Here is a 22,032-nt window from a genome sequence, read left to right on the forward strand (position 1 = left end):
CGACACACGGCTGGTTGAATGGCGATTGCCGACCGTGAAGCGGCCGCTCGGCTTCCGGCCTCAATGGCCTTTACCTGCTTGTGGGAAGAACCAAGGCGCAGGAATGATCGATCGGACCGTCCCGTGGCAACCTCGTACGAATGCGAGCCTCGCGGATAGCCGTTTGATGCACTCGACGCGTTAGCGCCCGCTGCCAGGGCGCGGCCACTTCCACGATCGCTTACAAGCCAAAGATGAGCGAGCGATGTGCTGCAACGCCCGCTGCAACGCCGGCCGCCGAGGCGAACGTCGCGTTGGACCATGCGCTCGCCGCATCGCCAGCGGCAAACACTCCCGGAACGGTGGTCTGCTTCCAGTCGTCCACGCGGATAACGGGACCTATCGGACCTTCGTCGAACTCGCATCCGAGCTGCTTTGCGAGCGGACTTGCCATCTGGGTGCGCGACCCCACAAACAGTGCATCGATTTCGATGGCGCGGCCGTCGGCGAGACGCAACCCTGTCATGTTGGGTACGTCGCCAAGCACTTCCACGACTGGCGCCCGTTCGATCCGCACATTGCGGGTTTCGAGCAATGCAGTCTCTTCGGGCGATGGCTCGACTATGCCTTGCGTAAACCAGGTTGTCGGTCCCCAGTCAGGAACGAGCATCGCCTGATGAATCGATAGTGAATGCGTTGCCAGGACGCCGAGCCGTTTGTCCGCGACTTCGTAACCGTGACAATACGGACAATGCAGCGCGCTGATACCCCACCGTTCATCCAGACCGGGGAGAGAGGGCAGTTCGTCTCGAACGCCCGTCGCAAGGATCAATCGATCCGCGCTTGCGGTGCTCCCACTGCTTTGCGTGACGATGAAGCGATCATCAACACGCTCCGCCGTGCGTGCTTCGCCTGTCTCGACGTGCGCCGTCGGATACGCCGAGAGTTGCGCCGTCGCCTCATCGATGATCTCGCCGGGCGCCTTGCCATCCTGCCCGAGAAAACCATGAGCGTGTGATGCGAACCGATTGCGTGGCCTTCTACTATCGAGCACAAGCACACGCCGTCGCGCGCGCGCCAGCTGCATTGCGGCTGAAAGACCGGCGAAGCTGCCGCCGATCACGATGACATCGTAGTGCTCATCCATACGTTCCCTCCCCAGATCATCACGTAACGTCGTGAGTTGCATGATAGCGCCATGTTAAACTCTTATGCAACTTGACAAGTTTCTTGAGATGGGCGCCCACGATGAAGACCGATAGCCGCATGTCTCGCGTCTTGCACGCGTTGATTCACATGAAGCATGCGGATGGTCCGCTCACCTCCGAAGCGCTCGGTGAAATGCTGTGCACGAACGCCGTCGTCGTGAGGCGTTTGTTCAGCGGTCTGCGCGATATTGGATACGTCACTTCGGAGAAAGGGCACGGAGGTGGTTGGGTGCTGGCCGAACCCCTCGAAAACATCACGCTACTGGACGTCTACCGTGCGGTCGGCGAACCTTCGCTTTTCTCGCATCTTGTTTCGGAGGATCATCCGGAATGTCTTGTCGAACAAGCTGTGAATACCCATCTTTCGGCGACGCTTCTCGAAGCCGAGGCTGTCCTGCTGAAAAAATTCGAGATGGTCACCATTGCGATGCTTGCAGGAGAAGTTGAAACTTCGGCGTTGCGGTCGAAATCGTCTCGAGCAGGGAATAAATAGCGGTCGTCGTATGCGGCCCGTCCGGTTCCGCGATGCACACGTAGACGATTGATTGGCAGGTTTGGGATGCGAACCCGCCGTTTAAATGGCAGTTTTGCGGGACGGGCTAGTGACTGCAACTGGCCGTATCTCGACCCATGCGAATCGCTAGATTTAGAGACTCGATCATTGATCGCAGTCGTCGCCCACCGTACCTCCGAGCCGCAGGCGACGATCCTCGATCCAGCCCTCGAAATCCTCCCAGTTATACCCATTCAGCCGCGGCGTGAGCCACCGAGCAAGTCTCATCGTCACTGATTCAGGGGTCGACGTCGAACGTCTCAAACTGGCCGCATCGCCGATTGTCGTCGGTCGTCCCAGGTCACCATCCGTCACGGGTTTTCACGTTGTCAGCCGCCAGACGTTCATTCGAACAGGCCGCAGTCGCGAGACCGCAGCCGGACCTTCCCGACATCGAACGAACAGGAGCAGCGCAATGAACTACGTTCCACCCGCACAGCGCCGGATTGCGGCAGCCACCACATTGTTGGGCAATCCGCCCCAGTACGACCTCAACCCGATCTTTGCCCAGGTTCCGCCGGACGGCTGGGCGCCGCAAGGCTATCAATACACGTTGACCGTCCAGTGGAGCAACGTGCCGGTGCAGGATCTGCCGGACATCACCGTGCGCGCCCACGTGCATTACAGCTGGCAGGACAACGCATGGGTGCGGTTCGGCGGCAATGCCTGGATCTCAGGCGTCAACAACTGGGACACTCCGACGCCGCAGGCCGTGATCAACATGACGCCCGCCACGCCGCCGGACGAGAACTATCACCCCTGATGCGACGTAAGGCGCAGCATCCGGACGGGAGGGGGGGGGGCGCTAGACCGCACAATACATCCCGACCGGCACCGCCATTCCCGCCTTGCCAATCGTCACAGCCGTAGCCGCGCGATCGAGGAGGGTGCCGCGTTCGCGCGGTGCCCCGTCACACGACAGTCGGTCCAATTTCCGAAGTCGTCTCGCTACAGACACGGTCAGGCGACGGTATTTCTGACGGTATACTGCTGTCACTTTGCAACCACGCGTATATAGGCTGGCCGTCTCCAGCCAGACTCAACATAATTGCGCGATGTGGAGCGGATGCTCTCGCTGGAACAGGACGACCGCAAGCCGCTGTAACGCGGTCGTCTACGCCGCCCGGATGCGGCAGCCGTCGCGAGCGGAACCGGTTATCGCGTCTCAACAGCCGGGCAGCAGCAGCCCGGCCGCACCCTCATCTTTCCAAGCCTGAACGCAGCCACCAGCATGCCCAAGGCCATTCCTCCCGACTTGCAGGCAAGCCACGGCAGCGGCCGTGCGCTCGCGCGGCGCTATCCGCGCGGCCTTTACATCGAGCCGCACGCGCACGACTGGGCGCAGGTGCTCTACGCGGTTGCAGGCGTGATGTGGGTGGAAGCCGGCGACGAAGCGCTCATGGTGCCGCCGCAGCGCGCGGTGTGGCTGCCGGCCGGTACCGTGCACGCCATCCGCATGTTGAGCGCAGTCGAAATGCGCAACGTCTATCTGCGCAGCGCTTACGTGCAGCACTTGAGCAACCGGTGCGACGTGTTCGAGGTCAACGGTCTGCTGCGCGAGTTGATCAGCGCCATCGCGGAGCACGAGCAGGATCGCGACGACACCTATCTGGACGCCGCCTTTCGCATGATCGTGCTCGAACTCGAACATGCGCCGCGACACGCGTTGCGCATCCCGCTGCCGGGCGCGCACGCCGACCGCCGGCTTGCGGCACTGTGCGAGGCGGTAATCGCCAATCCGTCCATCGACGTCAGCTTCGAACAGCACGCTGCCCACACCGGAGCGAGCGTGCGGACGCTCGCCCGATTGTTCATGCGCGAACTGGGCGTGGGTTTCGCCGAGTGGCGCCGCCAGGTTCAGCTTGCCGTCGCCGTGTCGCGCCTTGCCGAAGGGCAGCCGGTGGGCAGCGTGGCGCGCTCGCTCGGCTACCTGCCGGGCAGTTTCAGCGATATGTTCCGCCGCGAACTCGGCGCGCCGCCCACCGGGTTCTACACGCGCGCCACGCTGGCTACCGAAGCGCCTTCGGATAGCGGCGGCGTCAGCGGGGCCGCCAGTGCATCAGACGGACCGAGCCGCGCCGACGCTCCGGCCGACTGACTGCGGCACCGCGTGGCGCACGGCGCATAGAGCGAAGCGACGTAAGCGCCAGCCGCGACACTTGGCCGCCGAAAACGCCGCACGCCGTCTTGTCCGAAATTCGAAAGCGCTTGTCTACTCGACGGACTGCACGCCACCTACACTTCGGACCGTACGTCGCCCCTGCGCGGCGACGCAATCTCATACAGGAACGGTCGCCATGAAAGCCATCCGATTCAGCACCTTCGGCAGTCCAGACGCGCTCGAATACGTCGACGTGCCCACGCCCGAGCGCGACGGCGATTCGGCCATCGTGAAGATCGTCAGCGCATCGGTGAATCCGAGCGACGTCAAGAACGTGTCCGGCCATTTCGAGCACACCGCTTTGCCGCGCATTCCCGGGCGCGACTTCAGCGGCGTCGTGGTGGACGGGCCGCCGGACTGGATAGGTGTCGACGTCTGGGGCACCGGCGGCGACATCGGCTTCACGCGGGACGGCACCCACGCGCAATTCATCCGCATTCCGGCCGCCGCGCTCTCGCGCAAGCCTGCGAACCTGAGCCACGAAGAAGCATCGGCGATCGGCGTGAATTTCGTCGTGGCCTGGCTCGGCACGGTGGACTACGCGCAACTGCGCGAGGGCGAAACCATCGCCGTGATCGGTGCGGGCGGCGGCGTAGGCGGTGCCGTGACGCAGATCGCCAAGGCGCGCGGCGCTCGCGTGATCGCCGTGGACCGCCATCCGCCGCGCCCGGATTCACCCGCCGGACGGCTGATCGATCACTATGTCCCGCTCGACGCCTCCACCGTCGAAACCGTCAAGACCTTGACCGGCGGCGGCGCGGACGTGGTCTACGACACGGTGGGCGGCGTCGCCTTCGAAACGGCGCTCGGCCTCGTGCGACGGCGCGGCCGCGTGGTCGAAATCAGCGCGACGGGCCGGCGGCGCGTCGAATTCGACCTGATCGACTTCTATCACAACGAGACGCAGCTCTTCGGCGCGGACAGCGCCAAGCTCGGCGTGGCAGAATCCGCGCGGCTCATGAACGCGCTCGTGGACGGTTTCGAAAGCGGCAAGCTGGCGCCGCCCGTCATCGCGGCACGCTTCGGGCTCGACGCCGCGCACGAGGCATACAAGGCCGTGGCCGCAGGTACTGCGGGCCGCGTCGTGATCGCGATGTGACGGAGGCCGGCCATGCTGAAAACCTATCTGGTCTCACTTGCCGTGGGCGTGCTCGTCGGCGTGATCTACAGCGTGCTCGATGTGAAGTCTCCCGCGCCGCCCGCCGTGGCGCTAGTCGGCCTTTTGGGCATGCTGGGCGGCGAGCATCTGCCCGCGTTCGCCCGTTCGATCGCCGCGCACCTGCTGGGCTAACCGGGTGGAGGAGCGGAGCAGCGGCCGCAAGCAGGGAAAGCGCGGAGGCCTTTTCCATCCGGCCGAGGGGACGGGCGCGTCAGCGTGGCGTAAAATACGCGCTTTCTCCAAATTGCCGCCCACATGACGCTCGCCTCCACCCCCGAGATCATCGCCGAACTGAAAGCAGGCCGGATGGTGATTCTCGTCGACGAAGAAGACCGGGAAAACGAAGGTGACCTCATCATTGCGGCCGACTTCGTTACGCCGGAAGCCATCAATTTCATGGCTCGCTACGGCCGCGGGTTGATCTGCCTCACGCTCACGCAGGAACGCTGCAAGCAGCTGAACCTGCCGCTCATGACGTATCGCAACGGCACGCAGTACGGCACGGCGTTCACGGTCAGCATCGAAGCCGCGGAAGGCGTGACCACCGGCATCTCGGCCGCAGACCGGGCGCGCACCATCGCCGCCGCAGTCGCACACGACGCACGTGCAGACCACATCGTGCAGCCGGGCCACGTGTTCCCCATCATGGCCCAGCCGGGCGGCGTGCTCGTGCGCGCCGGGCACACCGAAGCGGGCTGCGACCTCACCGCGCTCGCGGGGCTCACGCCCGCCTCCGTAATCTGCGAGGTCATCAAGGACGACGGAACGATGGCGCGCCTGCCGGACCTCATCGATTTCGGCAAGGAACACGGCATCAAGATCGGCACGATCGCGGACCTGATCCACTACCGCAGCCGCACCGAATCGATCGTCGAGCGGGTTGCCGAGCGCACCATGCAGACCGCGCACGGCCCGTTCCACGCGGTCATGTACGTCGATCAGCCCACGCGCATGCCGCACATCGCGCTGGTGCGCGGCACACCCAGGCCGGACCAGGACACGCCCGTGCGCGTGCACGAGCCGCTTTCCGTGCTCGACCTGCTGGAAACCGGCGCGTCCACGCACTCGTGGACGCTCGACGCGGCGATGAAGGAAATCGCATCGCGCGAACTCGGCGTCGTCGTGCTGCTCAATTGCGGCGACACCAAGGAACATCTGATCGACGTCTTCAAGGCGTTCGACCAGAAAGAGCGCGCAGAGGCTCTCGCGCGGCGCCCGGTCGACTTCAAGACCTACGGCGTCGGCGCGCAGATCTTGCGCGAACTCGGCGTGGGCCGCATGCAGGTGCTCTCCAAACCGAAGCGGCTCGGCAGCATGTCGGGCTACGGCCTCGAAGTCACCGGTTTCATGCCGATGCCCGGCAGCAAGGAATCGCTGCCGCCCTACCCGCCCGAGACGCCATCGCCGCACGACTGAAACACGCGCGGCCCACTATCCGAAAGCCACCCGGCACTTTCGGGCCTCTCCACGCTCAACCCGACACTACGGACCTCATATGGAAATCGGACAATACCAACCGAATCTCGACGGCGACGGCCTGCGCGTCGGCATCGTGCAGTCGCGCTTCAACGAGCCGGTCTGCAACGGCCTTGCTGACGCGTGCATCGAAGAACTCGAACGCCTCGGCGTGGCCGGCGAAGACGTGCTGCTCGTCACCGTGCCCGGCGCGCTGGAAATTCCGCTCGCACTGCAAAAGCTCGCCGAAAGCGGCCAGTTCGACGCGCTCGTCGCGCTTGGCGCCGTGATCCGCGGCGAGACCTATCACTTCGAGCTCGTCTCGAACGAAAGCGGCGCCGGCATCACGCGCGTCGCGCTCGACTTCGGCATTCCGGTTGCCAACGGCGTGCTCACCACCGACACCGACGAGCAGGCCGTGGCCCGCATGACGGAAAAGGGCCGTGACGCCGCGCGCGTAGCCATCGAGATGGCCAACCTGGCGGTCGCGCTGGAGCAACTCGACGGCGACGACGAAGAAGACGAAGACGAGGAAGACGAAGAGGAACGGGCATGAAGAGCGCACGCCGACGCTCCCGCGAACTGGCCACGCAGGGGCTGTATCAGTGGCTGCTTTCGGGCGTGCCCGCCGGCGAAATCGATGCACAGTTGCGCGGTTCGCAGGGTTACGACAAAGCCGATCACGAACACCTCGAAGCAATCCTGCACGGGGTGATCCGCGAGTCGGACACGCTTTCCGCCGACATCACGCCCTGCCTCGATCGTCCGATCGAACAGCTCTCGCCGGTCGAACGCGCCGTGCTGCTCGTCGCCACGTATGAGCTCAAGCACCACATCGACGTTCCGTATCGCGTTGTGATCAACGAAGCCGTGGAACTCGCCAAGACGTTCGGCGGCTCGGATGGCTACAAATACGTAAACGGCGTGCTCGACAAGCTCTCGGCGCAACTGCGGCCCGACGAATCGCAGGCCGCGCGCCGCCGCTAAGCTCTGACGTTAAGCCCCGTCGTTACACCTTAAGCCCGGGCCGCTGAAGTCCGAGTCGCCGGGCACCTGCAGGAACTGGAAACACCGTATGAACTCCGTAGCCGAACCGCTGCTGCGGCTTGCCGCCCGCGTCGACGCCATCCAGCCGTTCTATGTGATGGAACTGGCCAAGGAGGCAGCGCTGCTCGAGCAGGCCGGGCGCGACATCATCCACATGGGCATCGGCGAACCCGACTTCACGGCGCCCGAGCCTGTCGTCGAAGCGGCCGCGGCCGCACTGCGGCGCGGCGTGACGCAGTACACGAGCGCACTCGGCATCGCCGCGCTGCGTGAGGCGATTGCCGGCCACTACGAGCAGGCTTTCGGCGTCAGCGTGGACCCGGCGCGCATCGTCGTGACAGCGGGTGCGTCGGCGGCGCTGCTGCTCGCCTGTGCGGCACTGGTCGATCGCGACGACGAAGTGCTGATGCCCGACCCGTGCTACCCCTGCAACCGGCACTTCGTGGCCGCGGCGGAAGGCAAGCCGGTGCTGGTGCCGAGTGGTCCGGCCGAACGCTTCCAACTGACGGCAGACGACGTCGAGCGCCTGTGGACCTCGCGCACGCGCGGCGTGCTGCTGGCGTCGCCGTCGAACCCGACGGGCACCTCCATCGAGCCGGCCGAGCTCGATCGCATCGTCAAGGCGGTGCGGGCGCGCGGCGGCTTCACGATCGTCGACGAGATCTACCAGGGTCTCAGCTATGGCGCGCGGCCGGTCTCGGCGCTGACGTTCGGCGACGACGTCATCACGGTCAACAGTTTCTCGAAGTACTTCAACATGACCGGCTGGCGACTTGGCTGGCTGGTGGTGCCGCCCACGCTCGTGAGCGCCTTTGAGAAACTTGCGCAGAACCTGTTCATCTGCGCCTCGGCGCTCGCACAGCATGCGGCACTCGCCTGCTTCGAGCCCGACACGCTCGCTATCTATGAAGCCCGGCGGCTCGAATTCCAGGCACGGCGCGACTACATCGTGCCGGGCCTGGCGTCGCTCGGGTTCTCGGTGCCGGTGATGCCCGACGGGGCGTTTTATGTCTACGCCGACTGCACGGGCGTGCCTCATCCCGCAGCCGGCGACAGTGACGCACTGACGAAAGCAATGCTCCATGACGCCGGCGTCGTACTCGTGCCGGGCATGGACTTCGGCACGAACGAGCCGCGCCGCTACATTCGCCTCTCCTATGCGACGGCGCAGGCGAAGCTCGAGGAAGCGGTACAGCGGTTGCGGGTACTGTTCGAGCGCATGGGGCGCTGAGCGTCCCATCGAAGACAAAGCGAGCGGCACCCCAAACGCCGCGTCAACGAAAAAGGGCACCGCGAGGTGCCCTTTCTGTTTCCGTCAGCCTTGCCCATCCGGCCAACGGCAATCCCGTCTTCTTCGCTTCGCCTGAGTCGGCTTGCGCGCTCCAGCGAACGCGTCAGGCGCCCATCTCAGGCGACGGATGTTTCTGCGCGCTCGTGCTGGCGTCGTCTTGAGCCGGCACGTGCGCCGTTGCCGCAGCAGCCTTGTCCGAGAGCGGATGCGCGCCATCGAGCGTTACCTGCACGCGCTTGGCCGAGGCGACCGTGGTCTGCGACTGCTGCGCCGGAGCGGCCGCCGTCGTGGGCGCCTGGGGCGCGTTGATCGGCACCTTCACGCCGCGCGCCACGTCGCGCAGACGACTGCGCTCGGCGATCACCTTCGCGCCGTAGCCGCCGTCGTCCTGCGTCGATGACCCGACGTACAGCCGCAGGCCGCCCGCGAGCGAGCCGCCGCGTGCAATGCAGTCCTTGAGAACCAGCGCGCCGACCTTGATGTTCGCGAGCGGGTCGAGCGCGGCGCTCTTGCCGCCGAAATACTGGAACTTGTCGGAATGGACTTTCGACATGACCTGCATGAGGCCCTGCGCCCCGACGCCGCTTTCGGCATACGGGTTGAAGCCGGACTCGATCGCCATCACGGCCAGCAGCAGGAGCGGATCGAGACCGACTTCACGACCAGTGTCGAATGCCGCCTTCACCAGTTCGCCAACTGGCTCCTGGGCCACGCGATAGCGGCGCGACAGATACGTCGCGACGAGCGCCTGTTCGCGCACGGAAACGAGCACGCGGTTGTCCCGCGCATCGGCGGCCACGCGTTGCGACGGGATCATCCGGGCGAGTTCGCCGACGCTCGGCAACGAACGCGGATCGAGGCCGTTCAACGTGACGGACGCAAACGGCGAGGACGTGGCTGCGGCGCTGTTGCTGTCGCCCGCAACGCCCGACATCGATACGGGCGCCACGCCGCCTGCCACGGCCGCGGAGTTGCTTGCCGTGGAGGCCAGCGAGTCGTCTGACACACCGCTATGAGCGCCCGGCGGCGCAAACGACGGCAGCGGATTGCCTTGCAACAGCCGCGCCGGTCCAGCCTGAACGGCCGCCGACACGAACGGCATGACGCGGGCCGCGAATGTACCGCGCCAACTGGGCATCAGCCAGAGCGCGAGCGCGAACAGGACGGCCATGCCGCCTACCACGCTGAAGAGATGGTGACTCAAACGCGTCCCACGGCGCAGAACGGCACGCAAACCTTGCGTGATGCGTTCAGCGAACCGTTCGTCGGGACGCCACGTTAACCAGGTGTTCATTCGGATCTCCCATGTTGCATGACCCGGTGAACGTGTCGGCAAGCCGACGTACAGCCATTCGAAGGGTCAAAGACGCCACGCGCTCTGGTTGGTGCGGTAGCGTCGGGAAACGGCAGGTGCGCCGTACGGGGAGTCATCCACAAAAGTCGGGCGGCATGTGTCGAAGACATGCGCGCAGTGACTCCCACGCGAAAAGCCGGCGTCACGTGGCGCCGGCGAGGACAACAAATCTAGACCGTTCAGTAGCCGTGCAGGGGTCGGCAAACGGTGACGCGTTGCGTCTGAAGGACCGGGGGCGATGGTAAAGAATTCAAGCCCTGCAACCAATGTCGAGCGATTCTAGCAGGGTTTTATAGATCGTCAACACTATAGCCAGTCACAACTATAACTAAATGTAATAATGAACGCTGTTCAGCGCGTGGAGAACCGCTCACTGAGCGCGTTTCCGGCCCATCGCGATTTCCGCCGCCAACGTGCGGCGGGTAACGCAGGTAAAATCGACAACCGTTTTGGACGCCGCGAACGCACCCTGTCGTCCGTCTGTTTCGCTCACCTCTTCGGCCTCGCCGCACTCGCGCGGCCTTGACCCATCCGAATGAAATACAAAGACCTGCGCGACTTCATCAGCCGCCTCGAGACGCTCGGCGAACTACGCCGCATCGCCCAGCCCGTGTCGCCCGTGCTGGAAATGACCGAGCTATGCGACCGTGTGCTCCGGGCCGGCGGCCCCGCGCTGCTGTTCGAGCATCGCGGTCAGCATGGGTTCCCGGTGCTCGGCAACCTGTTCGGCACGCCGCGGCGCGTGGCGCTCGGCATGGGCGTCGACGCGTCGGAGTCCGATGGCGAAGGTGCCGCGCTGGGGTCGCTGCGCGACGTGGGCCGGCTGCTCTCGACCCTCAAGGAACCCGAACCGCCGCGCGGCCTCAAGGACGCGGGCAAGCTCTTCACACTCGCCAAGGCCGTGTGGGACATGGCGCCGAAGACGGTTGGCTCGCCGCCCTGCCAGGAAATCGTCTGGGAAGGCGCGGACGTCGACCTCGAAAGGTTACCTATCCAGACCTGCTGGCCCGGCGACGCAGGGCCGCTCGTCACGTGGGGGCTCACCGTCACGCGCGGGCCGAACAAGGTGCGGCAAAATCTGGGCATCTACCGGCAGCAGTTGATCGGACGCAACAAGCTCATCATGCGATGGCTCGCGCACCGCGGCGGCGCGCTGGACTTTCGTGAGTTCGCGCTGCGCAACCCGGGCAAGCCATATCCCGTCGCGGTCGTACTCGGCGCAGACCCGGCCACCATTCTGGGCGCGGTGACGCCCGTGCCGGACACGCTCTCCGAGTACCAGTTCGCGGGACTGCTGCGCGGTGCCCGTACCGAACTTGCGTCGTGCCTCACGCCGGGCGTCGATACGCTGCAGGTGCCGGCACGCGCCGAGATCGTGCTCGAAGGCTTCATCTACCCGCAAGATCCGCACGTGACTCCCGAGACACCGCACGGTGCGCCGCCGCGTCCGTCGAAAGGCGCCGCTGCCGCGTATGAATACGCACTGGAAGGCCCCTACGGCGACCACACCGGCTACTACAACGAACAGGAGTGGTTCCCGGTGTTCACCGTGGAGCGCATTACGATGCGCCGCGACGCGATCTATCACTCCACCTACACAGGCAAGCCGCCCGACGAACCGGCCGTGCTGGGCGTCGCGCTCAACGAAGTCTTCGTGCCGCTGCTACAGAAGCAGTTCCCCGAGATCACCGACTTCTACCTGCCGCCCGAAGGCTGCAGCTACCGCATGGCCATCGTGCAGATGAAGAAGAGCTACCCGGGCCATGCCAAGCGGGTGATGTTCGGCGTCTGGAGCTTCTTGCGGCAGTTCATGTATACGAAGTTCATCGTCGTAGTGGACGAAGACGTGAACATCCGCGACTGGAAGGAAGTGATCTGGGCCATCACGACGCGCATCGACCCCGCGCGCGATACGGTGCTCGTGGAGAACACGCCCATCGACTATCTCGACTTCGCGTCGCCCGTGGCGGGCCTCGGTTCGAAGATGGGCCTCGACGCCACGAACAAATGGCCCGGCGAAACCAACCGGGAATGGGGTCGCCCGATCGTGATGGAGAGCGCGGTCAAGGCGCGCATCGATCGCCTGTGGGACGAACTCGGACTCGGAGGCGGCTAAAAAAGCGACGGTCGCGTGACGGCGGCACAGTCACGTGCAGACCGCTTTCGCGACTGGCCGCGCATTCCTGTACGCGAGTCGTCACAACAAATCAGAAACTGGAGTTTGTTCGCGCATGCCCGCCCTCTCGATGTTCTCGGACGGTTTCTTTCTCTCGCTGTCGCTGTGCCTCGACATTGGACTCGTCAACGTAGCGATGATCTCGCTCACGTTGACACACGGCTTCAAGCCGGGATTCTGGCTAGGCCTCGGCTCCTGCCTGGGTGATCTGATCTACGCCGCGCTTGCGCTCGCGGGCATGGCCGCGCTTCTGCAGTTCGCGCCGGTACGGTGGGTGGTCTGGATAGGCGGCGGCGCCATTCTGCTGTTCCTCACATGGAAGATGGCGCGAGAGGCCATCAATCCCGCCGTGGCGCCCGCGGTGGCTGGCGAAGCAGATGCCAGTACCCCGCACCTCAGCCCCTCGCGCGGCTTCACGCGCGGGGCATTGCTCGCCCTCTCGTCGCCGACTGCGATTCTGTGGTTCGCCGCGGTGGGCGGCGCGCTCATCGCAAAGTCCGGCGCAACGAACGCCAGCGGCGCCGCGGTGTTTCTCAGCGGCTTTTTCCTGGGCGGCCTCGCCTGGACGCTGTTTCTCTGCAGCCTCGCGAGCCACGGCCGCAAACGGGCGGGGCCCGGGTTGCTGCGCGCATGCCACGTTCTTTCCGCGCTGCTCTTTGCGTACTTCTCGTGGAGCGTGATCGTGAACGGATATCACGACCTCATCGTGCAGCACGCGCAGAACAACGGCGTGCTGTAAACGCAGAACGGCGCAACGGGGCGGGAAGCCTCACGTTGCGCCGTTCGTATCAGCGCGTCATCGATACGGTTACATGAGACCGCATCGACCGCCGGCCGGCATCTGGCCGAAGCTCACCGCCTCCAGTGGCCGTGTCCCCAGTAGCCGCCGTGATGCCAATACGGCCGGCCCCAGTAACCGCCGACCACCACGCCCGGCGGCGGACCGTAGTAGTAAGCCGGAGCCGGCGCGTAGACGACTGGCGGCGGAGGCGGTGCGTAATAAACAGGCGGGGGCGCGGCGTAGACGGGATAGGCAGGGGCCAGTGGCACCCCAATGCCGACGCCGATCGACACATGGGCCTCGGCCGCACCCGCAAGCCCCAAACCGAGCGCGGCGGCAACGACAAACGAAACGGTCTTCTTCACTTCTCTTCTCCTTGCGGCACGGCACCCTGCCGGCCCGCATGACGGTACGGTCATGCGTTCAATGTAACGAAAACGCCGTTATGCCGCCGACGCCATTTGTTGCAAATTGCAAGGTCCGTGAACGCGTCGGCGAGCAGGAGGAACGGCCGCTACATATTGGATTCGGGCGGCCCATGTGAATTCAAGATAAATCAAGACATTTGCGGTGCCGTGTCGATAGTCAAAGGCGTTCTTACCGGCTCGCCGCCGGCGGCCCACGCCGGACCGGTAATGTTTAATTACAAATTCGGGGGTGGTGATGTTGTGATCCGGCAGCACGGGTCATGCCGTTGTGTTGGACTTGCGCGCCGCTGCGGAACGAAAGAAGAACCGGCAGCAGCATCAAATCGCCTGACGGAAAAACAAAACGCCCGGCACGTGGCCGGGCGCTCGGGGTCTGTTCATAAGCTATTCGCCGGCTGGGCCCGCGGCGCTATCCGACTTTGACGTAGGTGAATTCGCGGCTCACGCTGGGCGGCACGTAGGCGCCGCCGATCTGCACGCGTGGCGTCAGACGTTTTCTCTGGTCCCACCACCGACGGCGCTGCGAGTGGGTCAGGAACCGCAGGTGTTTCCGGTAAGAAAAGATGCTCATGGTGAACGCTCCCGAAACGAACTGCCGGATAGAAGCAACACGACGACCAACCACAACGGAAAGCCGGAGCCGAGCGGAAATTGTGCGCAGTTTCCGTTGCGTCAAGGGCATGGCGCGTACATGAGCCGTGGCATCCGCCATACTCGGCCAGTACTGTTCTGAGGAAAGCGCCCGTCGCAACGTAGCGGCCATCACGCCACAGCGTGTGTGACCCACGACGCCCGCCCAAACCAGCCGTCCGCCGCCGTTATCGCCCTTTTGATGGGCGATACTCCACCCTTCCGTATTCATTTCGTCGGAGCAGAAACCATGTCTCTGTCCCCACTACCGCGCATCGGTTTCATCGGTGCGGGCCGCATCGCGTTCTGTCTCGCGCACGGCTTCTCGCGCGCCGGGTATCCGGTGGCGGCCATCGCGAGTCGCACACCAGAGTCGGCTCGTGCGCTCGCCAGTCAGATCGGGCAATGTGCCGCGTACGACGACCCGCAAGAGGTTGTCGACGCAGCCGATATCGTCTTTCTAACCGTCCCGGACGATGCCATCGGTTCGACAGCGAACAGTCTTCGCTTCGACCCTTTGTCCGCGCGCACTGGCGCCTGGGCCCTCGTGCATTGCAGCGGCGCGTCGCCGGTGGAATTGCTTTCAGCCGCTCGCGACCAGGGCGCTGCGACCGGTGGTTTTCACCCACTCTACCTGTTCGCCGGAAATCTCGCAGACCTGGCGCGCATCGCCGGCTGCTCTGTCACCATCGAGGCGGATGGTCGTCTCAAGGACGCCCTCACGGACCTCGCCCGCGCGCTCGGCTGCCATCCGCTCTCGATCCCGCCGGGCGGCCGCATGCTGTACCACGCCGCCGCGCACTATGCGGCGAGCTTCGCACTGTGCAGCCTCGCGGAGTGCGTCGCCCTGTGGCGCAAGCTCGGTTTCGACGAAAACGATGCGCTGCGCGCCGTCTTGCCCATGCTCTCCGGCACGATCGAAACCGCTCGCGACAAAGGGCTCGTCAATGCGCTTGCCGGCCCGGTGTCGCGCGGCGATGCGGGCGTCGTGGAAAAGCAGCTCGCGCTGCTCGAATCGCTGGGCGGCGACCATGCGCCGCTCTACGTGCTCATGACACGACGTGCCATCCAACTCGCACGCAGGCGCAAGGCGCCGCCCGCGACAATCGACACGATGGCGAGCGCCGTCGAGGCGTCACTCGTGCGCACGCTTGGCCGCATTCCGGCGGATGCAAGCGGCGAGTAAGCCGTGATAATGTGACGACCGGCGCGGCGCCATCCATTTGCCGCGCGAAGGCGGCGCGGGGCGCATGCCTTCGGGGCGCTCACGCGAGGCTGCGCCCCACGCGGAACACCATTCGACAACAAGGCCGGCGCATCCATCGATGCGCCCTGAAAGAAAAGGACACGCGATGTTCGGCGATATCGCCCGCTTTCTGCTCAATACCGTTTTCACGCTGTTCGGCGCCGCCTTGCTGCTGCGCGCCTGGCTGCAGTTCGTGCGCATGCCGCCGTACAATCCCGTCTCCAGCGCCGTGCTGCAGGTCACCAACTGGCTCGTGCTGCCGTTGCGGCGCGTGATTCCGGGTGCGCGCGGTATCGACTGGGCAAGCGTGGTCGCCGCGCTGATCGCGGCACTCGTCTATGTCGTGCTGATGGTGCTGATTGCCGGCGTCGAACCGCTCGGCCTGCTGCCCATGCTGCTCCTCGTTGCCGTGCTCACGGTGGTCAAATGGGCGCTGAACCTGCTCATCTGGCTGACGATCCTGATGGCGCTGCTCTCGTGGCTCAATCCGCGCTCGCCGGCCATGCCGATTCTCTATCAGCTCACCGCACCGTTCCTCAATCCGTTGCGCCGCGTCGTGCCGCAGGTAGGCGGAGTCGATCTGTCGCCGATCCTGCTCTTCGTGATCGTGCAGGTGCTCCTGATGGTCGTGACGAGACTGGCGGTGTCGCTCACGTTGTTCGGCATTTGAATGCAGTAAAGCTCGCGTGCCGCGCCTGCGGCGCGCGAGATTGCGGAATTCGGGCAAAACCGCGTAGAATTGCGTGCTCCGCGGGCGTCGTATAATGGCTATTACCCCAGCTTCCCAAGCTGGAGACGTGGGTTCGATTCCCATCGCCCGCTCCACCAGGCACCACAGGCCTTGCTGGTAGCCACACCGGCCAGCACCTCTCCCGGCAGCAGCGGTATCCGCGCTCCCAACTGCCAAACTCCGATTCCGATCAAATCAGGCAATCGCCGAACGACGGCGCCTCGGGCGTTCGCCACACCACGTGCGTCGTGACGCGGCACATCCTGCCCGGCTGGGAATTTCCACGCGGCCCAATTGTCTGTGTACGGTTAATATCCGTTTTCCCCGTATTCGTTCGCGTGGCTGCACAGATGGAACGCTTCTTCATGTCGCGCTCGCGTGCAATTTCCCTGCTCGTCGAGACCCGCCAATCGATGCTCGCCGAGGCCGACCATTCGTCGTCGACCACGGAGGCTCAGCGCATGCGCGCGGCGGTCAATCAGATCGACCGCCTGCTGCTCGACGTGCGCGCCGGCCGCACGCGCGAGTTCGAACTCGGCAGTCCCACGCCGATGCGCGTCATCGTATCGCTGTAAGCGCAGGCCGCGCCGACGGCCCGTCCAGGGCGTCTCAATCCTTCCAGGCCGAGCCGAGAATGATCGAGCAGAAGTTTTCGCGGTGATAGTGCGGGTCCTTGAGCGCCAGCACGTCTGCCTTTACGTTGCCGAACGTGGTTTCCGGCTTGTGCATCGTTCCGCACGCGAACGCGTGGATGATCCCCTCCTTGAACCCCAGCCCGCGCGGATGCGCATGCGTCACCTCGTGGCGCTGCTCGTCCGTGAAGTCGTGGTACGCGAGCCCGAGCACGTCCATCTCGACTCCCGCTGTCACGAGCGCGACCACCGGCCGCTTGTGCTTCGGGATGCCCGGCGTGGTGTGCAGCGCGATGGCATCCCAGACGTCGTCGATATCCGCGGCGCCGATACCGTGGCGGCGCAGAAAATCGCGCGCCGCGTTGGCGCCGTCCACCTCGAAGCGTTCGTCTTTGCTGCTGTAGGGTTCGACAAGCCCCATGTCGTGAAACATCGCGCCGATGTAGAGCAGTTCGGGATCGTAGGCGAGCCCTTTGCGCTCGCCCGTCAGCGCGCCGAACAGAAACACGCGGCGCGAATGATGAAAGAGCAGATCCGTTTCCGTGTCGCGCACGAGTTCGGTCGCTTCGCGCGCCATCGCGCTGTCGGGAATCTTGATGCCGGCAATCGTCTGTGTCATGTGGAACCTCGATGAGAATGAGCCCGCGCATGTCGTACGGATGACGCGGACAAGTTGTGACGGTGGCCTGACGTATCCAGCCACGTACGAAGGACGTAACGCCCCCTGCTCGATGTAGGCATGGGCGCAGGCGCCCGTGCGGGAATCGAGGCGCGTGCCGGCGCGTATCGACGCCAGTGGCTTTGCTATGCTCGTGCATCGTTGCCCGCCGGAAGCGAACTTCCATGCCACCGAGTATTGGTGTACGGGCATCCTCGGGCAACGCCGACGGACCGCCGGACACTGCCAAACGCACGTTGTCTTCTGCCGCACGCATCGCCGTGCGCGCCGCGATGGCGAGTGCCGATGCGCGCGTCGCGGCGAATTGAGCCGGCGCCATAGAACCCAAAGGACTCTTCCTCATGCGCACCGTCGCGATTGCGATCTTTCCAGGCGTGCAGGCGCTCGACGTCGCGGGCCCGGTCGACGTGCTCGGCGAGGCGAACGCGTTTCTCGCGCCCGAAGACCGCTACGACGTCATGCTGCTCGCCGATACCGCAGGCGCCGTCCGCGCCTCCAACGGCCTTACGCTTGCGCCTCACGACACCTTTGCGCGCGCGCCGCGCCGCTTCGATCTCGCGCTCGTGGCCGGAGGGCCGGCGCTGCCGCGAGGCGATGCACCGTCCGGCGTTACGGAATGGCTTTCCGGCGTCGCCGCGGGCTGCAACCGCTACGGTTCCATCTGCACAGGTGCATTTGCACTAGGCCGCGCCGGCCTGCTCGAAGGCCGCCATGTCACGACGCACTGGCAGCACGCGCAACAGTTGGCCGAGCAGTTTCCGCAAGCGCGCGTGGACTTCGATCGCATCTATCTGCGCGACGGGCCGCTCGTGACGTCCGCGGGCATTACGGCCGGCATCGACCTCACGCTTGCTCTGGTCGCCGAAGACCACGGTCCGCAGCTTGCGCTTGCCGTTGCGAAGCGGCTCGTGGTGTTCGCGCAGCGCCAGGGCGGCCAGTCGCAGTTCAGCCCCTACCTCACGGCCCCTGCCGACGACACATCGCCGGTCGCCAAGGTGCTGGCTCACGTGATGACGCACATCCGGGAATCGTTCACGGTGAGCGAACTCGCGCAAATTGCGGGCATGAGCGCCCGCCACTTCGCGCGCGTGTTCGTCCAGCAGACGAACATCACGCCGCACGAGTTCGTCGAGCGGGCGCGCATGGATTCGGCGCGCAAGCTGCTGGAGAGCACGGATGCCGCGTTGAAAACGATCGCCTACGACTGCGGATTCGGCACCTCGGACCGCATGCGGCTCGTCTTCATGCGGCGCATCGGCGCGACACCGATGCAATATCGCGAGCGATTCCGCGCCACGCTGCAACGTGATGGCGATACCGAGGTTGCGCGCGAGAAACCACCGCGCTGACCGGCAAGTTCTACCTTGCGGCGGCACGAGAGCGGAGCTGCCACGACGCCTACGCCGGTTGGGGCCGAGCCCTAAATGTTTCGGACAACATCACAACACGCGGCTCGCCCAGGTGCCGCACAACTGCCGCGGAATTACGCCCTCAACGCCCCCCTTATCCACGCATTGCTTTACGGCGACTCTCTCTACAGTCTCGTTGCGCGGCACTGCATTGACCGCGCAATTCGTCTGGAGAAGTTCTTTGAAGATTCTGATCACGCTCGCGACTGTCGTACTCGGCGGCGCGCTCTGTGCCGGCCCTGTCGCGGCACAAGAAGTCTATCTGCAAGGCGGCACGCAAGGTGGCGGCGCCGGCCTCGCAGTCGGCGTCACCCACTGGCTCGGCCTGCACGCCGACGTCAACGGCTTCGCCTTCAGTCACTCGTTCAACGCAGGCGGCAACGAGTTCGACGGGCATCTGCGCATCCTGCATGGCGGCGGCTATCTGGACCTGTTCCCGTTCGCGAGCAGTTCGTTCCGTCTGACCGGTGGCTTGCTTCTGGATGCCGACCGGCTCCAGGGCAACGCAGTGCCGACCAACGGCACGTTTTCGTTCAACGGCAAGACCTACCCGGCGCTGCCCGGCGCCTACGCGAACACGACAGTGAAGTACCCGGTCGCGATGCCATACCTGGGCATCGGCTTCGGTCACAAGCCGACCGCCAAGGGCTTCGGGCTCGTAGCGGACGTGGGCGTCGCTTACGGACGGCCGCGCGTCGACTTCAGCGTCTCGCCCGACCTGCAGGCGCTCGCGGACGGCGACATCCAGCGGGAAGAGCAAAAGATTCGCGATTCGGTGCAGCGCTACCGCTTCTATCCGATCGTCCAGATCGGCGCGAGCTACCGCTTCTGAGATCGTTGTTTTTCGGCCGCCAGCAGACCCCGCGGCCCCCTTCCTGCCGACACATTCCAGGCGACCCTTGGTTCAAGGGCCGCCTGGCTGCGCTGCTATAATCCGCGCCTGCGAAACCAACGAACACGGCGCCACCGATATGGCGCGACAGTGTGGAATCGCGCAGAGATGGGTGACGAAGTACCGGCGCTCCTCGATGCGATCGGCGAGCGGGCTGATGGAAATCGGGCAACCGCTGCAAAAGCGGGCGATTCGCCATGTGGCATGAACCGCAGCAACGCGACGCATCCCGCAACTGCGATTCGGCGTACGCCTTGCGCGCTTTCCAGCCAGGCGACCTGCTGCGATCCGCTGCGTCAACTACGGTCGCGGCATCGCGCTTCGGTGCATCGCTCAACACGCCGCCTTTCGTCGTTGCTCCGTCCGCCGGTCTTTCGCTATCGCGCCCCACGGGCTCCCGCGGCCGAACGCGACGCCAGAACCCTGCCTCATACGCTCACCGCAGTCCCAGACACGCAGTCTCACACGATGATCCACGACCAGAACGACGCCGAACTGCCCGGCACCACGCCTGACGCAAACCTGTCCGCTGAAGCTCCGCAGCCTGACCCGTCCGCGGACGATGCAACCGACGATGTGCTTCACCGCCGTCGCATCCGCAGCTTCGTGACGCGGGCTGGCCGTGTTTCGACGGGCCAGCGCCGCGCACTCGACGAACTGGGCCCGCGCTTTGTCGTGCCGTATGCGGCCGAGCATCCGGACTGGGACGTCGTCTTCGGACGCAAGGCGCCGCGCGTGCTGGAGATCGGTTTTGGGATGGGCAACAGCACAGCCGAAATCGCAGCGCATCGTCCCGGCGACGACTTTCTCGGCGTCGAGGTGCACGAGCCTGGCGTAGGCGCGCTGCTGAAGCTCATAGGGGAACACGAGCTGACGAACATCCGCATCGTGCAGCACGACGCGGTCGAAGTGCTGGAACACATGATCGCGCCCGGCAGCCTCGACGGCGTGCACATCTTTTTCCCCGATCCATGGCACAAGGCGCGCCATCACAAGCGCCGGCTGATTCAGCCGCCTTTCGTCGCCCTGCTCGCCTCACGCATGAAGCCGGGCGCCTACCTGCATTGCGCAACGGACTGGCAGAACTACGCCGAACAAATGCTGGAGGTGCTGAGCGCCGCGCCCACGCTCGAAAACACCGCGCCGGACTACGCGCCGCGCCCCGACTATCGGCCGGTGACGAAGTTCGAACGCCGCGGACTGCGGCTGGGTCATGGTGTGTGGGATCTGATTTTCAGGCGTCGCGCGGACTGACGGAACACACTGGCCGCGCACGCGTGGGGGCCACGCGACGTCCGCGTCATTCGCCCAGATCGAGGCCGCCGCTATAGCCGATCAGCAGGATCACGAGCCCGAAGCCGATGCGATACCACGCGAAAGCCGTGAAGTCATGCGCGGCGACGTAGCGCAACAACCACCGCACGCAGGCAAACGCGCTGACGAACGCAGCGGCAAAGCCGAGGGCAAACAGGCCGAGCGAATTCGCTGACAGCGCGTGCCAGCCTTTGTACAGCTCGTAGACCGTGGCGCCGAAGATGACCGGAATGGCGAGGAAAAACGAAAACTCCGTGGCGACGCGCCGGTCAAGTCCAAACAGCATGCCGCCGATAATCGTGGCGCCCGAACGGGACATGCCCGGAATCAGTGCAGCGCATTGCGCGCAGCCTACCTTGAGTGCGTCTGTGGCCGTGAGTTCGTCCATAGACTGCACACGCGCCTCCGATTGAGCGATGACGCCGGCCGCAGCGCTGCCACCTGGCGCCGCGCCTGCAGCGGCCGCTACGGCCCGGCGTTCCCGCTGACGCGATTCCGCCCAGAGAATAATCACGCCGCCCGAAACGAGCGCAAAGGCCACCGATACGGGAGAAAAAAGCACGGCCTTGATGGCGTTCCCGAACAGCAGCCCCAGCACGATGGCCGGCAACGTGGCAATGACGACGTTCGCCGTGAAGCGCCGCGCATCCGGCTTCGACGCCAGTCCGGCGACCACATCCCCGATCTTGCGGCGGAACTCCCAGCACACCGCGAGGATGGCGCCCAGCTGGATCACCACGTCGAAGGTCTTGCCGTCGTCGTTATTGAAACCGAGCAGGCTACCCACGACGATGAGGTGCCCCGTGCTCGAAACGGGCAAGAACTCGGTCAAGCCTTCCACCAAACCCAAAATCAGTGCCTTGCAGGTCAGAATCCAATCCATCGGGCTCTCTCCAGAGTATTCGTGC

General features: G+C 64.9%; 23 protein-coding genes and 1 tRNA gene. 18 read left to right on the plus strand and 6 right to left on the minus strand.

The window, feature by feature from the left end:
- Nucleotides 1–220: 220 nt before the first annotated feature.
- Nucleotides 221–1,126 (minus strand): NAD(P)/FAD-dependent oxidoreductase, encoded by a 906-nt coding sequence (locus P2869_RS13505; RefSeq protein ID WP_277598143.1) that lies wholly within the window; start codon nt 1,124–1,126, stop codon nt 221–223.
- 101 nt (nt 1,127–1,227) lie between these two features.
- Here P2869_RS13505 and P2869_RS13510 point away from each other — a divergent pair, with 101 nt between their 5' ends.
- The 9 genes from P2869_RS13510 to P2869_RS13550 all read left to right on the plus strand — a co-directional run bounded on the left by P2869_RS13510 (nt 1,228) and on the right by P2869_RS13550 (nt 8,793).
- Complete coding sequence (locus P2869_RS13510) at nt 1,228–1,680, plus strand: Rrf2 family transcriptional regulator (protein WP_277596755.1); 453 nt, start codon at nt 1,228–1,230, stop codon at nt 1,678–1,680.
- A gap of 475 nt (nt 1,681–2,155) precedes the next feature.
- Nucleotides 2,156–2,503, plus strand: coding sequence for a hypothetical protein (locus P2869_RS13515; RefSeq protein WP_126877961.1), 348 nt, complete (start codon nt 2,156–2,158; stop codon nt 2,501–2,503).
- Between the two features lie 468 nt (nt 2,504–2,971).
- Complete coding sequence (locus tag P2869_RS13520) at nt 2,972–3,838, plus strand: helix-turn-helix transcriptional regulator (protein ID WP_017774471.1); 867 nt, start codon at nt 2,972–2,974, stop codon at nt 3,836–3,838.
- Nucleotides 3,839–4,037: 199 nt separating this feature from the next.
- Nucleotides 4,038–5,000, plus strand: a complete 963-nt coding sequence (locus P2869_RS13525) for a zinc-binding alcohol dehydrogenase family protein (protein WP_277596756.1) — start codon at nt 4,038–4,040, stop codon at nt 4,998–5,000.
- Between the two features lie 12 nt (nt 5,001–5,012).
- The gene (locus P2869_RS13530) at nt 5,013–5,192 is read left to right on the plus strand and encodes a DUF1427 family protein (RefSeq protein ID WP_017774469.1); all 180 of its coding nucleotides are present in this window, start codon (nt 5,013–5,015) and stop codon (nt 5,190–5,192) included.
- A 123-nt stretch (nt 5,193–5,315) separates the two neighbouring features.
- Nucleotides 5,316–6,476, plus strand: a complete 1,161-nt coding sequence (ribBA, locus tag P2869_RS13535) for a bifunctional 3,4-dihydroxy-2-butanone-4-phosphate synthase/GTP cyclohydrolase II (protein WP_017774468.1) — start codon at nt 5,316–5,318, stop codon at nt 6,474–6,476.
- 79 nt (nt 6,477–6,555) lie between these two features.
- Nucleotides 6,556–7,071 carry a 6,7-dimethyl-8-ribityllumazine synthase gene (ribH, locus tag P2869_RS13540; protein WP_017774467.1) on the plus strand — a complete coding sequence of 172 codons (516 nt, stop codon included), beginning with the start codon at nt 6,556–6,558 and terminating at the stop codon, nt 7,069–7,071.
- Nucleotides 7,068–7,502 carry a transcription antitermination factor NusB gene (nusB, locus tag P2869_RS13545; RefSeq protein ID WP_017774466.1) on the plus strand — a complete coding sequence of 145 codons (435 nt, stop codon included), beginning with the start codon at nt 7,068–7,070 and terminating at the stop codon, nt 7,500–7,502. The genes ribH and nusB overlap by 4 nt, the downstream gene beginning before the upstream one ends.
- Before the next feature lie 88 nt (nt 7,503–7,590).
- Nucleotides 7,591–8,793, plus strand: coding sequence for a pyridoxal phosphate-dependent aminotransferase (locus P2869_RS13550; protein WP_277596757.1), 1,203 nt, complete (start codon nt 7,591–7,593; stop codon nt 8,791–8,793).
- A 163-nt stretch (nt 8,794–8,956) separates the two neighbouring features.
- Here P2869_RS13550 and P2869_RS13555 read toward each other — a convergent pair whose 3' ends face one another.
- Nucleotides 8,957–10,147, minus strand: coding sequence for a transglycosylase SLT domain-containing protein (locus P2869_RS13555; protein ID WP_277596758.1), 1,191 nt, complete (start codon nt 10,145–10,147; stop codon nt 8,957–8,959).
- A gap of 595 nt (nt 10,148–10,742) precedes the next feature.
- On the opposite strand from P2869_RS13555, the gene P2869_RS13560 reads away from it, so the two are divergent.
- Complete coding sequence (locus tag P2869_RS13560; RefSeq protein WP_017774463.1) at nt 10,743–12,323, plus strand: UbiD family decarboxylase; 1,581 nt, start codon at nt 10,743–10,745, stop codon at nt 12,321–12,323.
- 115 nt (nt 12,324–12,438) lie between these two features.
- Nucleotides 12,439–13,122: a LysE family transporter gene (locus P2869_RS13565; RefSeq protein WP_017774462.1), complete on the plus strand. Its 684-nt coding sequence runs from the start codon at nt 12,439–12,441 to the stop codon at nt 13,120–13,122.
- A gap of 113 nt (nt 13,123–13,235) precedes the next feature.
- Here P2869_RS13565 and P2869_RS13570 read toward each other — a convergent pair whose 3' ends face one another.
- Both P2869_RS13570 and P2869_RS13575 read right to left on the minus strand, forming a co-directional pair.
- Complete coding sequence (locus P2869_RS13570) at nt 13,236–13,529, minus strand: hypothetical protein (protein WP_017774461.1); 294 nt, start codon at nt 13,527–13,529, stop codon at nt 13,236–13,238.
- A 472-nt stretch (nt 13,530–14,001) separates the two neighbouring features.
- Nucleotides 14,002–14,163: a hypothetical protein gene (locus P2869_RS13575; RefSeq protein WP_168724576.1), complete on the minus strand. Its 162-nt coding sequence runs from the start codon at nt 14,161–14,163 to the stop codon at nt 14,002–14,004.
- Nucleotides 14,164–14,472: 309 nt separating this feature from the next.
- Here P2869_RS13575 and P2869_RS13580 point away from each other — a divergent pair, with 309 nt between their 5' ends.
- From P2869_RS13580 to P2869_RS13595, 4 genes are all read left to right on the plus strand, one after another.
- Nucleotides 14,473–15,408, plus strand: a complete 936-nt coding sequence (locus tag P2869_RS13580; RefSeq protein ID WP_277596759.1) for a DUF2520 domain-containing protein — start codon at nt 14,473–14,475, stop codon at nt 15,406–15,408.
- A gap of 166 nt (nt 15,409–15,574) precedes the next feature.
- Nucleotides 15,575–16,138 (plus strand): YggT family protein, encoded by a 564-nt coding sequence (locus tag P2869_RS13585; RefSeq protein WP_017774458.1) that lies wholly within the window; start codon nt 15,575–15,577, stop codon nt 16,136–16,138.
- An 80-nt stretch (nt 16,139–16,218) separates the two neighbouring features.
- Nucleotides 16,219–16,293, plus strand: a tRNA-Gly gene (locus P2869_RS13590).
- A 255-nt stretch (nt 16,294–16,548) separates the two neighbouring features.
- Entirely contained in the window at nt 16,549–16,773 is a 225-nt protein-coding gene (locus tag P2869_RS13595; RefSeq protein WP_017774457.1) for a hypothetical protein, read from the plus strand.
- Nucleotides 16,774–16,807: 34 nt separating this feature from the next.
- Here the strand turns inward: P2869_RS13595 and P2869_RS13600 are convergent, their stop codons facing one another.
- Nucleotides 16,808–17,449 (minus strand): HD domain-containing protein, encoded by a 642-nt coding sequence (locus P2869_RS13600; protein ID WP_017774456.1) that lies wholly within the window; start codon nt 17,447–17,449, stop codon nt 16,808–16,810.
- Nucleotides 17,450–17,850: 401 nt separating this feature from the next.
- Here P2869_RS13600 and P2869_RS13605 point away from each other — a divergent pair, with 401 nt between their 5' ends.
- From P2869_RS13605 to trmB, 3 genes are all read left to right on the plus strand, one after another.
- Nucleotides 17,851–18,858 carry a GlxA family transcriptional regulator gene (locus tag P2869_RS13605; RefSeq protein WP_199540270.1) on the plus strand — a complete coding sequence of 336 codons (1,008 nt, stop codon included), beginning with the start codon at nt 17,851–17,853 and terminating at the stop codon, nt 18,856–18,858.
- Nucleotides 18,859–19,099: 241 nt separating this feature from the next.
- On the plus strand, nt 19,100–19,750 hold the full coding sequence (locus P2869_RS13610) for a hypothetical protein (RefSeq protein ID WP_017774454.1): 651 nt from the start codon (nt 19,100–19,102) through the stop codon (nt 19,748–19,750).
- 528 nt (nt 19,751–20,278) lie between these two features.
- Complete coding sequence (trmB, locus tag P2869_RS13615) at nt 20,279–21,064, plus strand: tRNA (guanosine(46)-N7)-methyltransferase TrmB (RefSeq protein WP_017774453.1); 786 nt, start codon at nt 20,279–20,281, stop codon at nt 21,062–21,064.
- 46 nt (nt 21,065–21,110) lie between these two features.
- Here the strand turns inward: trmB and P2869_RS13620 are convergent, their stop codons facing one another.
- On the minus strand, nt 21,111–22,007 hold the full coding sequence (locus tag P2869_RS13620; RefSeq protein ID WP_017774452.1) for an undecaprenyl-diphosphate phosphatase: 897 nt from the start codon (nt 22,005–22,007) through the stop codon (nt 21,111–21,113).
- Nucleotides 22,008–22,032 lie beyond the last annotated feature (25 nt).

Origin of the sequence: Paraburkholderia sp. SUR17 (genome assembly GCF_029536165.1) — a bacterium.
GTDB classification, from domain to species: Bacteria; Pseudomonadota; Gammaproteobacteria; order Burkholderiales; family Burkholderiaceae; genus Paraburkholderia; species Paraburkholderia kururiensis.